We start from the raw sequence: 12,836 nt of genomic DNA, 5'->3' as shown, positions 1-12,836 counted from the left end.
GACCAAAGAGACAGAACCTAGCCGCAGTCACCCTCGCTCAGTCAGCCTCTCATCGGAGGCTCACCCGGAATGGCCCCGGCGGCCTTCGCCACGCGCACAGCCGCGGCCTCGCTGGCCTGCGCACGACTTCGACGCGCTGCTGCGTCAGCGACCGGACGGCACGTTCGAGCCGGCCCTCGCCACCGACGGGACGCCGGTGACTCCGCGGTCACCTTCACCCTGCGCCAGGGAGTACCTGCGCGGCACCCTCGCCTGCGAGCGATGCGCCTTCGACTACGGCTGGAACTGCTGCACCACCGCCGGGGGGCGGCTTCGTCGACGGGCACGTCGCCGCGCCGGAGGGGGAAGTCGATGTCGACTCCTGGAGCCATCCAGCTGGCCTGCGGCACCCACCGCCCCCTGGTGCTGACCTACCCGCGCTCCGGGCTGCACCAGGGAGCGGAGGCGTGGCGTACGTGCGCTGGCGGGCCGGGGAAAGCACACCTGGTTGGGCACTCGGGTCCGCGAGCGCACGCGAACAAGAGAGGCGCAGACCCTACGGTCCGGACAGGCACCGCAGAACGCAGGAGGCCCCGTTGCAGCGGGCCACCTCCGCAAGGTGGCACGGCCAACAGGTCGGCCACTGGTCTCCCTCCCGACCCCGACGATGAGGACTCTCGCGGCCCGGAGGGTGTACGACAAGAGGCAGGGCCCCGCGGATTCTTCCGCCGGGCCCTGCCGTCCGTCATTCCCTTCGGCGGTCAGGCAGAGGGGCGCCGCCTGGTGCCGCCGCCGCTGCCGTTCAACGGGATCAGGCTCTCCAGGTGAGCGCCCTTGACCCAGGAGCCCAGCAGGTCGCGGTGCACGGCCACGACATCCTGGCGCAGCGCCAGGCCGAGTGCGGCCCTCGTGAACGCGTGGCCGGTGGTGACGAACAGGGCGACGTCTGCGCCGTGCTCGAGACGGGCGGTGCCGACGAACTTCTGCATGTCCTGCGAGGACACGCTCCGGTGCGGTGCGTACTTCTTGCACTGGATGACCAGCTTGCGACCGTCGGCCAGGTAGCCGACCACGTCCGCGCCCAGATCGCCGCTCTTACCGCTGACAACGACGTCTCTGCAGCCGTCCCGCCAGCACAGCTCCGCGATGTAGGTCTCGAACTCCTGCCACGTCAGCGCGTCGACCTGCGCCATGGACAACTCGCGGGCCCGGGCCTCCTCCTGCGCCCGCCACGCCCGGTCCCGGCCGACCGCCTGGCGGTGCGCCCGCAGCAGCGCCCAGCCGGCCGCGCCCAGCACGGCCGCGGCGAATACGGCGACCAGGACGGGCCACACCATCGACCAGTTCCCGGCAACCCACACCACGGCGATCACCGCCGCCACCGCACCCCAGACCTGCAACTTCTTGCGGGTCTGCTTCTTCAAGCGCCGACGCCGTCGACGTGCCGCCATCACTCCCCCGGCTCCCTGGGCCCGTGCTCCGCTGTGCGCGCTGGCGGGCGCTGTCCGGCCCGTGCGTGTGCGGGGGCTCATCGGCTGGCCTGGGTGACGCCGCTCGCCAACTGCCCCAGGAAGTTCGCGATGCCCTCACCGGCCGGAGTGGGGGCGATCAGGACGCCCAGCGCCAGGACGATGACGACGGTCAGCTTCTCATCGAAGCGACTGCGGGCCTCCGTACGCCGCCGCAGCCGCCAGACGACGACGACTACGAGCAGTACCACCACGTTGATGGTCACCAATGGCCCGGCCTCCCCACCGACTCTCCCCCACGGACGGCTGGATGCCACCGCCAACGTTCCTGTGTAGCGGCAGGGTGGTGGTGTTGAAGGCGGGTTGCCGACGAATGGCACAAAGCCATCGGACCTGGCCGAATAGCACACGACGGGACACCGGCGGCTGCCTGGTTACCTCGCTGAGCGCCGCACGTTGCAGGATCTCAGCACTGTTGCACAGCAACGCTTGGCAACGTTCAGTAACCACAGCCTCTTGACCAGCCAATACGTCGTGCGAATAGTGTGGCTCGGGTGTTGCAGCCGAACGCTTCGACACCCCTGTTCCCCGATCTAGGGCTGCAACACCCTGAGGGTCGTTCATTCTGGTGCCCCCTTCCACCATCCGCTGGATGGGTGACAAGTCCTTGGCCCCTGAGTCGGGTTAAACGAATGGAGTACACGGTGGACCGTCCGTTGTTGTCGCTGAGATCGACGCTGGTGTTTCTGCTCGCCGCGCTGGCCGGCGCGGCGGCTGGCGGGCTAACGGCGCTGGCGGGGGAAGGCACGCCGCGCAGCGTGCTCGCGGGGCTCGCTGTCGCGGGGCTGGCGGTCCCGTTCTTCAACCACCTCATCGACTCCGACAACACCGCCATCCGGCCTCCGGCGCCTGCGGGCACCGGCAGCGGCGAGGGAGAGAGCAATGGCTGAGCTGAGGCCCTTGGGGGACGACCTCAACGACGCTTCCCGCGCGCTCGCACAGGCATTGCGGGAGCTGTTCGAAGGTCTGCAGGTGTCCGTCCGGCGGTACGCAGCCCGGCGGCGCCTCGACCCGGGCACGGTCTCGCGCTACCTGAACGGCACCCGGTTACCTCCCTGGCAGGTGATCAGCGACCTCTTCGCGGACGTGGCCGAGCACCGCGGAACGGCGGTGACCACCGAGGCCATCGAGCTCGTGCGCGGGCTGTACGGATCGGCAGTAGACGCCGCGTCCTCCCCCAAGCATGCGGTGGAGCTCCTGGAGCAGCAGCTGGCCGACGCAGATCGGGTCTCCCGGCGGTCCACCGTCCGCGGTGACGTCCTGGGCGACGCGCTGCTGGACCGGACACAGCGCATCGCCGACCTCGAGACACGGCTCAACCAGCTCGAGGCCGACCGCATCTTGGAACAGAAGCGGGCGGACGAACTCGCCGCGGCACACCCGAACATCTCCGGCCTCATCGCCGAGCGCAACGAGCTCCAGCAGGAAGTCGAGCGGCTAGGAACGGCCCTGCGGGAGGCACAGGCTCAGCGTGCCGCAGCCGAGGGGCGCTGCGATCTGCTCGAACGCCAGCTGGACGCCGTCGAGCAGGCTGTCACCCCTGTGGCGCTGCCCGCCGCACCACAGGGCATGCCCAAGATCCTCATCGTCGACGACCAGCCGGACAACCTGCTTGCGATGACCGCAGTTCTCGCCACGCTCGACCAGGAGCTCGTCACTGTCTCCTCCGGGCGGGAAGCGCTCAAGGCGCTGCTCGACCACGACGACTTCGCGGTCATCATCATGGACGTGCAGATGCCGGAGATGGACGGCTACGAGACCTGCGCTCACATTAAGCGCCGGCCCCGAACCCGCGACGTCCCCATCATCTTCCTGACCGCGATGGGCGTGGACTCCGAACACTCCGCCCGCGGATACGCAGCCGGCGCCGTCGACTACATCAGCAAGCCCTTCGACCCCTGGGCCCTGCGCGCCAAAGTCGCGGTGTTCACCTCCATCTACTTGGAGCGACGCACCACATAGATCGAGGTGGACGACCAGGGCGACGACCTCGTCGTCTAGCCCTGGCCGGGGGGCTGATTCTGTACGGCGGCGTCGGGATCGTCGGCGGCCGTCGGCAGCGCGGAGTGCCCCTCCGACCAGGCGTTGACCCATCCGCACACACCGCACGCGTACCGACCGTTGAGGCCGGACACCGCGGCGCCGCACGCGCGGCAGTCGGTATGCGTGATCTCCAGCTCGTTCCCGTTCCCGCCCGGCTTCGGCCCCTCCGCAGGGGCGTCGAGGGGTTCCGGGGCCCAGGAGGCCGGCTCGCGCCGGCGGGATGACGTCATTCCTCGCAGGATAGTGGCGGCGGGGCGGTAGCGGCACCGCTGACGGGCCCGCACTGGGCACACGACCACGAACCGTCCGGGCCCTGCTGGGCCGTCCCGCCGCATCTCGGGCACTGCACAGCATCCCCCTCTTCTTGCCGTCCGGGCATGCGCGTGCGCGTCCACGGTCAGCATGCCCGTCCCCGTCCCATGGGGGCATGCATCTTCCAGCCAGGGAGGCGGGTGAGGCGCGGCCCCGGTGGTCGAGGGTGGCTCCGGACCCGCGCGTGCACCCACCGGTCAACGAGCCGATCGGTCGCCCAGCCACCATTAGAACGCCGAAGTGCAGCTCGTCGATGTCTGTCCCCCGGCCAGCCGCTGGACTGAGGTGGCCAGTTCAACGGCTGGCCCCTCGCCCCGCCGCGTCACCTGTACGAGCGATGCAGCACCGGCCTCGGGGACATCGGTACAGCTGCTGGCATTGAGAACGATCATGATCGGCGACCACACCGGTCGAAGGCATCGCTGCTGTTCGCAGCAGGATCGCCGGGATGCTGCCGGGGTTGTTTACGCTCCGCTCGTACCGATGGGGCGCGGCTGCCGTTATGACCTGTTGGCGAAGCCGTTGCCTTGAAAGCGGCTACGGCGGTTAGTGCTCGGCGGCATGTCGCTCACCGATGCTGGCGCGCTTGGGATCTGCTGTGGAGACCGCCGAGCAAAAGACGTAAATATTGGACTTTAATGCTGTACGGCTAGGCTACGTCGCCGGGAGCTTCCGGACAGCTGCGTACGGCATGGCCGTGGAGGCCTCGACATAATAAACACCATACCTGTCTTTTTCTCTAGTGCTTTCATCTTCTTCCCTTTCGGCGGCAACCTCATCCGCCGGGATAAAGTTGGGAGAAGATGACATGGAGGTGTAGAAATCTGCCCCTTTGGCGTCCACCCAGCGCATGGTGTTGAAGTAGACCGGACGGCGCGTCACGTTTACGATGTTATTATTGTGGCGCAGCCTTCCGCGATGAGTCACAAACTCTCCACACTTATCGGGAGGGCAGTAGAGGGACCCTTCCTGTTTTTCCCACGAATAGTGGGGTATTGCAAATTCATCAATATCAACCTTGCCGCGGTCCATCCTCATAACTTCGATGCCGAGATGCGCCCCTATTTCATCAAATCCGGCGCCTGCTGGGAGCTGTATCACTTTTTCCATGCTGAATTCCTCTCCGGGTTCAAGCCAGGCTCCTGGGCCATAGAATTGCCCGGTGCTCACGGTTGTAATTTCAGGTGTTCCGGTGTAGAGCCTGGCGTCATCGCCCCATACCATGGCATCCCTACGATCTTGCAGACCTTGACCTTTTTCGGAGAACCGCGCCCGGGATCCGTAGACGTAGTAGTTGTCGTTGACAACATACGCCGCAACCTTGCCTGTGTTCTTTGCGTACAGGATCAGCGGCAGGTGAACGACTTGTCTATTTGGATCGCTAACTGGAGTACCAAAGCGAGCAGACAGTCTGAAGAGAAGCGGCACAGAGTTTGGTTGATAAACCGTTGAATACGCCAGATTGATTGTCGCCAGAAGCGCCGTAGCCACCACTCCGGCGGCGAACTTCTTCGGTTGCGGCAACCCCCTCCAAACCCTTTCCCTTAGGAGGAGAATCAGAGACCATACGGACCAGAGCCATAGCGGAGCATACAACAATAGATACAGAGTGAATTCTTTCTCCTGTAGCCATAGAATTAGCAACAGTGAGCAGATCGCTAGGGTAATAAGTGTCCCCAGGAGCACGATGGCCCCGGTGTACTTAAACTGACGCTTGCCGTAGAAGTCCAGTACCGCCAGTGCCGCCACCCCTTCCGCCGCTGCAGAAAGGATGAACAGGTAGCCGGTCATCCGTTGGGAAAAGGTCAGAGCGCCGAGGGCATCGGGTATGCCGATTAGGGCCAGCAGGGCCGTGGAGGAGAGCAGACCAATGATCAGAAGCGCGCCGGTGGTACGTCTCATCCATGTGCGGTCAGGCCACGTCCCGCTGTCTCCCCCGCGCCAGGATATGGATGAGCGGTCGTGCAGATCCATGTCCGTCGGGTAACCGAGGTGGCGAAGGACTCTCCGCAGATCCCGCAGCGACCACGCGCTTCCCACAGTCGCGCCGCCGACACTGACGTAGCGCAGCCCGCGACTGTCAGGCGGCTGGATAACCACCTTTTGCTTGTTCTCCATGGAGCCAGGCTCCAGCGCCTGCGGCGGTGCGCGCCAACCCTGATACGCCGAGCGGCGTCGGCGTCGGCGTCGGACCGACTGCAGCATAGATGGGCTCGATACATTCAGGGGATCGGCAAGTGCTTCGAGGACTGCTCCGGGTGCCTTGTGACCTGCCCGGTTTTAGGCTGGTCGTCCACCCTAGGAGGCAGCCTGGGAGGTGCTGTAATGCCGCGTCCCGTCTGGTCCGGTGCGATCAGCTTCGGTCTCGTGACCATTCCGATCAAGGTGTTGCCTGCGACCGAGTCCCACAGCATCAGCTTCCACCAGGTGCACGAGAAGGATGGCGGCCGGATCCGCTACCAGAAGGTGTGCACCCTGGACGACAACGTGCTGAGCCAGGACGAGATCGGACGTGGCTACGAGGTCGCGAAGGACAAGGTCATCCCGATCACGGACGCTGAGCTGGACGCGATGCCGCTGCCGACCGCGAAGGCGATCGAGATCGTCGCGTTCGTCCCCGCCTCCTCGATCGACCCCATCCGCATCGGCGACTCCTACTACCTCGCGGCGGACGGACAGGTCGCGGCCAAGCCCTACAAGCTGCTGCGCGAAGCCCTGGGCCGCTCCGCCCGGGTGGCCATCGCGAAATTCGCCTGGCACAACCGCGAGCGGCTGGGTCTGCTTCAGGTACTGGAAGGAGACGTGATCGCCCTGCACGCGATGCGATGGCCGGACGAGATCCGGGACGCGGCCGCGGTCGCACCGCCGGCCACTGACATCGACGACTCGGAGGTCGACGGAGCAGTCGCGCTCATCGACGCCATGACGACCGAGGACCTGACGCAGTTCCGCGATGAGTACCGCACCGCGCTGGAAGAGCTGATCAGCGCCAAGACCGAGCACCGCGCGCCGCAGCCGGTCGGCGCCGCTCCCGAGGCGGCCGGCGGGGAGGTCGTGGATCTGATGGCCGCGCTCAACGCCTCCGTGGAGCAGGCCCGGGCCACCCGCGGCGAGAGCGGGGAGCACGCCACCGTCCATGAGATGCCCCGGCCGAAGAAGACGGCCGCGAAGAAGACCGTGGCCAAGAAGACCACCGAGAAGACCCCCGCCCGCAAGAGCCGCAAGGCCGGCTGACCCGGTCCGCGCGGCGCGCCACAGGGCGCCGTCCTGCCGGCGGAAGGCCGGATCGCGGCCGCCGCGCCGCAGCACCCGGGCGGCACCCAGCGGCGCGCGGGCATGTTAAATCCGGCCGCACGAGGCGGTCAGGGGCTTCGGCGGGCGGCCGGAGCGGGCAGCCCCCGGCGCGGGCAGCCCCCGGCGCGGGCGGCGGCACCTAGAATCGGCCATGTGTCCGATTTTCGTCCAGTGCCGGTGGAGTCTCGGCCGTGGCGGCCGCGGGATGGTCCGGAGCCGAGCGTTCACAGCTGGCTGCCGGGCCAGCGACCGGCCCTGTACGTGTGGGACGGATCCCGCTGGCGGTACGCCGTTGTGCAGGCCCGGCAGACCTACGGCAACGGGCGGGTCGTGTACCAGCTGCTGATGCCGAGTTCGTCGGTGCGGTCGTACGAGTGGCCGCAGCCCGACCTGCGCGTCGCCCACCCTCCGCCGGGGCGCGATCCGGCGCCCGCCGCCCGCATCAATGCGGCCGACGCCTGAACGCCGCGTCGGCGGGTTCAGCGGTGGTAGAGGTAGCCGGTCATGCGGGAGCTGGCCTTGTCCGGGCTGCTCAGGGCGGTGCCGATCGTCTCAGGAGACAGGCCATCGGCCTCGACCGCGTGCGCGGCCTGGTGGGCGACGTCGCGGACCAGGCCTTCGAGCGTGGTCACGGCCTTCAGGACGGCGAGGGGCGCCTGCCCGGCGAGCCGGTACAGCTGCTCGTCCAGCCGCGTGAGTGTCTCGGCGAGTTCCTCGGGCAGGGGGACGGTCTGCCGCTCGACGGTGTCGATGTGCGCCCTCCAGTCGCCGTAGGCGCGGGAGGTGTCGAGGTCCTCCAGCTGGTCCTCGTCGATCGTGTCCCAGTCGATGGGATAGGGCTGGCCGCGCCAGCCGCACGCGCACGCCGCCCGACAGGCCGCCGCTCGCGGGCGGGATCCGTGGCCGGTGTAGGCCCACCATTCGCTGGTCCACCAGCCCGTTCCGGCGCCGCTGCCGCAGTCCAGGTAGACGGGCTTGGGCTCGCTGCCGTCGGCCAGGACCGCCCCGGTGATGCCCTCGTGGCACGACCCGAACGGCTCCACGCTCCACCCCACCGCACACCTCCCCCGGGGCCGGACACGCGCCGGCTCCCGCCCCCGACAATGCCCGCCTCCGCAGCCCCGCCGGGGGATGAACGGGCAAGACGACCGGAACGAGTACCGCCGGCCCCAGGTGCGCCCTGCGGCACCGCGCCGTCCGGCGCCCCAGCACGTGCGGCCGGTCAGTGCCTGTTCCTGCTCCGAATATGCCAGGGTGCTTTGGTGATCTCCTTCATCGGAGGTCGTTGGGCTAGATCTTTTGGAGAGCAGGAGCTGCTCCGCTTGCCCCAGTACTGTGGCTTCGATGACCGATTCTGAGATCGAGATCACCGCAGACCTGGTTCGCGAGCTGCTGCAGGAGCAGCATCCCGACCTTGCGGGGCTGGCCATCGGCGAGGTGGCGGGCGGCTGGGGCAACCAGATGTGGCGGCTCGGCGACGAGTTGGCCGTGCGCATGCAGCGCATGGCTCCCACCCCGGAGCTTCAGCTCAAGGAGCGCCGGTGGCTGCCTGTCTTGGCCCCACGCCTGCCGCTCCCGGTGCCGACCCCGGTGCGGATCGGTGAACCGTCTGCGCGCTTCCCCAAGCACTGGACCGTGATGACGTGGGTTCAAGGCGAGCCGCTGGACTACAGCTCGATCACCCGCGGCGACCACGCGGCCGACACCCTGGCGGGCTTCCTCAGGGCGCTCCATGTGGAGGCACCCGCCGAGGCGCCCACCATGTCGGACCGCGGCGCTCACCCCAGGAAGTGCACGGACGGCTTCGAGAAGTTCTTGCAAGGCGTTGCCCCCGGCGGCATTGCCGCCGACGTCCGGGCCGTCTGGGACGATGCCGTTGCGGCCCCCGAGTGGGAGGGCCCGCCGGTGTGGCTGCACGGTGACCTCCACCCCGCGAATGTTGTCGTCTCGGACGGAACGCTGTCGGGCGTGATCGATTTCGATGCCATGTTCGCCGGCGACCCGGCGTGGGACCTCGCGGCCGCATGGGTGCTCCTTCCTGCGGGCGCCGCCTCTCGATTCTTCGACGTGTACGCGCATGCGGACGAGGCGACGATCCGGCGCGCCCGAGGGCTGGCCGCCATGAAGAGCCTCTTCCTCATCCTTATGGGCCAGGCCGGAGATCGAGGCCTTCCGGGCGGTAAGCCGACCTGGGGGCCCGCGGGCCGGGCAGCGCTCGATCGTGTTCTGGCAGCGTGATGTAGGCACGGAGCATCGCTCGCGCGCTCTGCTCGCGGAGATGAATCGACCTCGCTGTCCTCCACGGGCTGGTCCACCCGTACTAGCCAAGTCGCCCCTCAAGGGGGGGCACTTGGCTACTCCGTCGCCGTCCAGCTCGGCCGCCACCCGCTTCCGCAGCCAGCGCGACCGCCTCCACTGCCTGGCACGACACACCGCAGGACAGAACACCGCATCGGGCCGCGCTCCCGGCCTCAGCCGTTCACCACAGCCCTGGCACCCTCGGACACTCGGCCAGCCTAGGCGCCAGGGCTACTCAGAACCGGAGATTTGGAATAGCCACTCAGGCGCCGGGTGGGCGGCGGGTGTCGGCGTACACCCGGGCCCGCACTCCCGCCTCGCCCGGAACCCGCCACACCGGAGTGACGCCGGAGGTCGCCCACAGTTGCTGAAGGCCCTCCATCACCGCTGCGACCGTCTCCTCGTCGGTCGCGGTGACGTCCAGGACCACCAGCCCCGGCTCGCCGATGTGCTGCTCGTCAATGTCCATGCCCCAACCGACGGCCGGACCCGGGCAGCCGGTTCGCCTCCCGCCGGCCGCGCCACCCGGACGAGCGACCCGCCACCCTGCCGCCAGGCGCACCACCTCCTCGCGCGGCTTTCCGCGGCGGGCACAGGTGGCCGCCCGGGCACTCGCCGGGTGATCACCTCTCACCTTCCGTCCCGTGACGCTCCGGACGGCAGTTGGTGGGGCATTAGACGACTTCTGTGCCTGAGCACGGCGCTGGCGCTGGCGTGCATGATCCCGGCCGCGGACACCAGCGCCTGCACCCATCACTGGTCGGGACCCCAGGTGTGCACCGCATGGAGGGCCGCAACGGCTGGAACACGGTGACGGCGATCTGGACGAACCCGCCGAAGTCCGAGAAGAAGCGGACGGTGTGGCTGACCCAGGACGGCGACCCGGTCGGCAAAGCGCAGACGGCACACCGCAAAGGCAAGACCCTCAGCTACACCTGGTCCGGCTTCGAGCAGGGCACCGACGCCACCATGTGCGTGCGCTTCAAGGGCATCAACCGCGTGGCCTGCGACAAGACTAAGTACATCGGCGACCGCGCCTCCTTCTAGCGTCACGCGCGGACCGGCGGCTCCCCGGCTCGAGCCGCCCGGGGAAGGGGTGTGGCGACGGCCAGCGGCATCTTCACCAGGGGCGGCGCGGCGGTGCGCGCCCGGGAGGGGCGGTCTGCTCGGCCAGACGCTCGCCCGCCGGCCGCGGGGAGGGTAGGCATGTGCTGCGGCCTCCTGGGTCCGGGATGACAGGACGGGACCTTGGGTGGCTGCCCCTGTGAGCTGATGTCCGCCCCGCGATGCCCCTCGCGGGGCGGACATCAGCACCACCCCCGGCGGCTCGGCGTGCTGTTCTGGACCCACGTGAATCCCTACGGCCGGTTCGAACTGGACTGAACAGACGCCTCGACCTGGACCCGGCCACCCGGGACGCCGTGCCCGGGGCGCACCCCGAGGGCAGGCCGGCTGCGGCCCCGGGGTGAGGAGCTGGGGGCCCCGATCTCCCGACGAGCTCAGTCACCACTGCTCAGTCAGTGGGTAAGAACCACGCTGGTCTCAGCCCCAGGTCTGGCCGGCCGGTTCCTTGATGGTGCGGTTGATCCGATTGAAGAAGTTGGTCAGCGCGATCTCCAGGTTGATCGCGCCGATCTGTTCCTCGGTGAAATGGGCGTTGACCCCTTCCCAGATCTCGTCGGTGACGCCCTCCGCACCGTCCTGCAGCCGGGTGGCGGCCTCGGCCAGCGCCAGTGCCGCGCGCTCCGCATCGGTGTAGAACGGCGCCTCGCGCCACGCCACCACATTGTGCAGGCGCTCATCAGTCTCACCAGCCTTCTTCCCTCCAGTGACACTGGCGTAGACGCACGCTGAGCAGCCGTTGATCTGGCTCGCTCGCAGGTGGACCAGCGTCAGCAGCTTCGGGTCGATGCCACCGGCGGCAATCACCTTGTGGAGGTGACCGATCGCAGTCCACAGGTCGGGGTTGTTCGTGTTCTTGTTCTTGAGCCGGTTCTCCATGTGAGCGTGCTCTCCTTGATCGGGGTTACGTTCCCGGGCCTGTACCCGTCACCCCTATGACGGAGCAGCTTCGAGAGAGGTAACAACATGTCCGGCACCCACGCCACAGATCCGATCGTCGGCGCCTTCGAGGCCCATCGCGACCGACTCCGAGGCGTCGCCTACCGCGTGCTCGGATCACACGCCGATGCGGAAGACGTGGTCCAGGAGGCATGGCTGCGTCTCTCCCGCCAGGACACCGCCACTATCGACAACCTCGGCGGCTGGCTGACCACCGTGGTCGGCCGCATCAGCCTCGATATCCTCCGGTCGGGCCGGACCCGCCCGGAGGTCTCCTTGGACGACCAGCTGTCCGAAGTCACCGTGACGCTGGATGACGCGCCTGCTCCGGAAGACCTCGTGGCGCTCGGGGACTCCGTGGGCCTCGCGCTCCTGACGGTACTCGACTCGCTGCGTCCGGACGAGCGGCTGGCGTTTGTACTGCACGACGTGTTCGCCGTGCCTCACGGGGAGATAGGCACGATTCTCGGCAAGTCCACCGACGCGACCAAGATGCTCACCAGTCGCGCCCGCCGGAAGGTGCAGAACGCCCAGCAGCCGACGAGCACCAGACAGCAGCGGCGCGAGGTGGTCCAAGCTTTCCTGGCCGCGGCCGGCGACGGTCATTTCGAGCAACTGCTGGAGGTTCTTCACCCTGAGGTGAAGTTCACCGTCCACACGCCGGACGGCACGTTCGTCACGCTCGGAGCCACCGAAGTCGCCACTCGCGCACGAGTGGCCGCCGGCGCGGCACGGGGGCATGCGGCGACCGTCAACGGTCTCCCCGGCGTCATCTCTTGGAGTGAAGACGGCACCCCGCTCTCCCTCCTCGCCTTCACTGTCGACGCGGGCCGCATCACCGAGATCACCGCCGTGACCGACCCGGCCAAACTCGCGCTCATGGAACTGCCGGACCTCATGTGACTTCCTGCCGGCGACGGCCGCTCGGACCATGCGGATCCCGCCGAGACGGTGGGTCTAGCCACCTAGTCAGCCAAGAGTGCGGGGCCGCCCACCACCGATCGGCAGGGCATCTTGCAGTACAGCGAGCGCCCGACGCCGGTGCCGCGCGATCAACAACCTCTGCGGTTCCGCCCGCCGCTTACCGTCCTGTCGGCAAAGGATCCGGACGAGGACACGATCACGGTCGGCAGCGGGCGTTGGAGCCCGGCAGCCGGAGCATCCCGCCGCGCGGTGCCGGCGCTCGCGGCGGGATGCTGAACTGGTGGGTCGTCCCGTCGCTGTCGCGCTGGCCCTCGCCGTCGCACGGCTGCCGCACGGCCCATCGTGGTGGTATGAGCCGAAGTTATGGACAGAGCTGATGGTTGTCCGTTGTCCGAG

The 12,836-nt window shown here is 68.1% G+C and carries 14 protein-coding genes; 7 read left to right on the top strand and 7 right to left on the bottom strand.

All coding sequences use genetic code 11. From position 1 onward, the window contains the following. Positions 1 to 740 precede the first annotated feature (740 nt). Positions 741 to 1,430 carry a restriction endonuclease gene (locus A4V12_RS31945; RefSeq protein WP_064072984.1) on the bottom strand — a complete coding sequence of 230 codons (690 nt, stop codon included), beginning with the start codon at positions 1,428 to 1,430 and terminating at the stop codon, positions 741 to 743. A gap of 77 nt (positions 1,431 to 1,507) precedes the next feature. After that, positions 1,508 to 1,717 (bottom strand): hypothetical protein, encoded by a 210-nt coding sequence (locus A4V12_RS31940; protein WP_064072983.1) that lies wholly within the window; start codon positions 1,715 to 1,717, stop codon positions 1,508 to 1,510. A 423-nt stretch (positions 1,718 to 2,140) separates the two neighbouring features. On the opposite strand from A4V12_RS31940, the gene A4V12_RS31935 reads away from it, so the two are divergent. Together A4V12_RS31935 and A4V12_RS31930 are read left to right on the top strand one after the other, a co-directional pair. Continuing rightward, positions 2,141 to 2,398 (top strand): hypothetical protein, encoded by a 258-nt coding sequence (locus A4V12_RS31935; RefSeq protein ID WP_350498032.1) that lies wholly within the window; start codon positions 2,141 to 2,143, stop codon positions 2,396 to 2,398. Beyond that, entirely contained in the window at positions 2,391 to 3,470 is a 1,080-nt protein-coding gene (locus tag A4V12_RS31930) for a response regulator (protein ID WP_199831442.1), read from the top strand. The genes A4V12_RS31935 and A4V12_RS31930 overlap by 8 nt, the downstream gene beginning before the upstream one ends. A 35-nt stretch (positions 3,471 to 3,505) precedes the next feature. Here A4V12_RS31930 and A4V12_RS31925 read toward each other — a convergent pair whose 3' ends face one another. Then, entirely contained in the window at positions 3,506 to 3,781 is a 276-nt protein-coding gene (locus A4V12_RS31925; RefSeq protein WP_064072982.1) for a hypothetical protein, read from the bottom strand. 736 nt (positions 3,782 to 4,517) lie between these two features. Beyond that, positions 4,518 to 5,981 (bottom strand): hypothetical protein, encoded by a 1,464-nt coding sequence (locus A4V12_RS37850; RefSeq protein WP_159028984.1) that lies wholly within the window; start codon positions 5,979 to 5,981, stop codon positions 4,518 to 4,520. A 207-nt stretch (positions 5,982 to 6,188) separates the two neighbouring features. Between A4V12_RS37850 and A4V12_RS31920 the strand changes: the two genes are divergently transcribed. Beyond that, positions 6,189 to 7,097, top strand: coding sequence for a Ku protein (locus A4V12_RS31920; protein ID WP_064072981.1), 909 nt, complete (start codon positions 6,189 to 6,191; stop codon positions 7,095 to 7,097). Between the two features lie 213 nt (positions 7,098 to 7,310). Continuing rightward, positions 7,311 to 7,619 (top strand): hypothetical protein, encoded by a 309-nt coding sequence (locus A4V12_RS37845; protein WP_159028983.1) that lies wholly within the window; start codon positions 7,311 to 7,313, stop codon positions 7,617 to 7,619. Between the two features lie 17 nt (positions 7,620 to 7,636). Here the strand turns inward: A4V12_RS37845 and A4V12_RS31915 are convergent, their stop codons facing one another. Beyond that, a complete protein-coding gene (locus A4V12_RS31915; protein ID WP_064072980.1) occupies positions 7,637 to 8,212 on the bottom strand; it encodes a hypothetical protein in 576 nt (191 codons plus the stop codon). A 289-nt stretch (positions 8,213 to 8,501) separates the two neighbouring features. Here A4V12_RS31915 and A4V12_RS31910 point away from each other — a divergent pair, with 289 nt between their 5' ends. After that, the gene (locus A4V12_RS31910; RefSeq protein WP_064072979.1) at positions 8,502 to 9,395 is read left to right on the top strand and encodes an aminoglycoside phosphotransferase family protein; all 894 of its coding nucleotides are present in this window, start codon (positions 8,502 to 8,504) and stop codon (positions 9,393 to 9,395) included. A gap of 322 nt (positions 9,396 to 9,717) precedes the next feature. Here A4V12_RS31910 and A4V12_RS31905 read toward each other — a convergent pair whose 3' ends face one another. After that, entirely contained in the window at positions 9,718 to 9,924 is a 207-nt protein-coding gene (locus A4V12_RS31905) for a DUF6207 family protein (protein WP_064072978.1), read from the bottom strand. 314 nt (positions 9,925 to 10,238) lie between these two features. Here A4V12_RS31905 and A4V12_RS31900 point away from each other — a divergent pair, with 314 nt between their 5' ends. Beyond that, positions 10,239 to 10,502, top strand: coding sequence for a hypothetical protein (locus A4V12_RS31900; protein ID WP_064072977.1), 264 nt, complete (start codon positions 10,239 to 10,241; stop codon positions 10,500 to 10,502). Positions 10,503 to 10,997: 495 nt separating this feature from the next. Here A4V12_RS31900 and A4V12_RS31895 read toward each other — a convergent pair whose 3' ends face one another. Further along, positions 10,998 to 11,456 (bottom strand): carboxymuconolactone decarboxylase family protein, encoded by a 459-nt coding sequence (locus tag A4V12_RS31895; protein ID WP_064072976.1) that lies wholly within the window; start codon positions 11,454 to 11,456, stop codon positions 10,998 to 11,000. Positions 11,457 to 11,543: 87 nt separating this feature from the next. Between A4V12_RS31895 and A4V12_RS31890 the strand changes: the two genes are divergently transcribed. Beyond that, positions 11,544 to 12,419: a sigma-70 family RNA polymerase sigma factor gene (locus tag A4V12_RS31890; RefSeq protein WP_064072975.1), complete on the top strand. Its 876-nt coding sequence runs from the start codon at positions 11,544 to 11,546 to the stop codon at positions 12,417 to 12,419. The last annotated feature ends 417 nt before the right edge of the window (positions 12,420 to 12,836 follow it).

The sequence above is a fragment of the Streptomyces noursei genome, assembly GCF_001646665.1.
GTDB lineage: Bacteria > Actinomycetota > Actinomycetes > Streptomycetales > Streptomycetaceae > Streptomyces > Streptomyces lavendulocolor.
This window is presented reverse-complemented; position numbering and strand designations above follow the sequence as displayed.

Bases quoted from the DNA above. Each gene is read 5' to 3' on its own strand.
- A4V12_RS31945 (WP_064072984.1), bottom strand. From the start codon at position 1,430: ATGGCGGCACGTCGACGGCGTCGGCGCTTGAAGAAGCAGACCCGCAAG.
- A4V12_RS31935 (WP_350498032.1), top strand. From the start codon at position 2,141: ATGGAGTACACGGTGGACCGTCCGTTGTTGTCGCTGAGATCGACGCTG.
- A4V12_RS31930 (WP_199831442.1), top strand. From the start codon at position 2,391: ATGGCTGAGCTGAGGCCCTTGGGGGACGACCTCAACGACGCTTCCCGC.
- A4V12_RS31925 (WP_064072982.1), bottom strand. From the start codon at position 3,781: ATGACGTCATCCCGCCGGCGCGAGCCGGCCTCCTGGGCCCCGGAACCC.
- A4V12_RS37850 (WP_159028984.1), bottom strand. From the start codon at position 5,981: ATGGAGAACAAGCAAAAGGTGGTTATCCAGCCGCCTGACAGTCGCGGG.
- A4V12_RS31920 (WP_064072981.1), top strand. From the start codon at position 6,189: ATGCCGCGTCCCGTCTGGTCCGGTGCGATCAGCTTCGGTCTCGTGACC.
- A4V12_RS31910 (WP_064072979.1), top strand. From the start codon at position 8,502: ATGACCGATTCTGAGATCGAGATCACCGCAGACCTGGTTCGCGAGCTG.
- A4V12_RS31905 (WP_064072978.1), bottom strand. From the start codon at position 9,924: ATGGACATTGACGAGCAGCACATCGGCGAGCCGGGGCTGGTGGTCCTG.
- A4V12_RS31900 (WP_064072977.1), top strand. From the start codon at position 10,239: ATGGAGGGCCGCAACGGCTGGAACACGGTGACGGCGATCTGGACGAAC.
- A4V12_RS31895 (WP_064072976.1), bottom strand. From the start codon at position 11,456: ATGGAGAACCGGCTCAAGAACAAGAACACGAACAACCCCGACCTGTGG.
- A4V12_RS31890 (WP_064072975.1), top strand. From the start codon at position 11,544: ATGTCCGGCACCCACGCCACAGATCCGATCGTCGGCGCCTTCGAGGCC.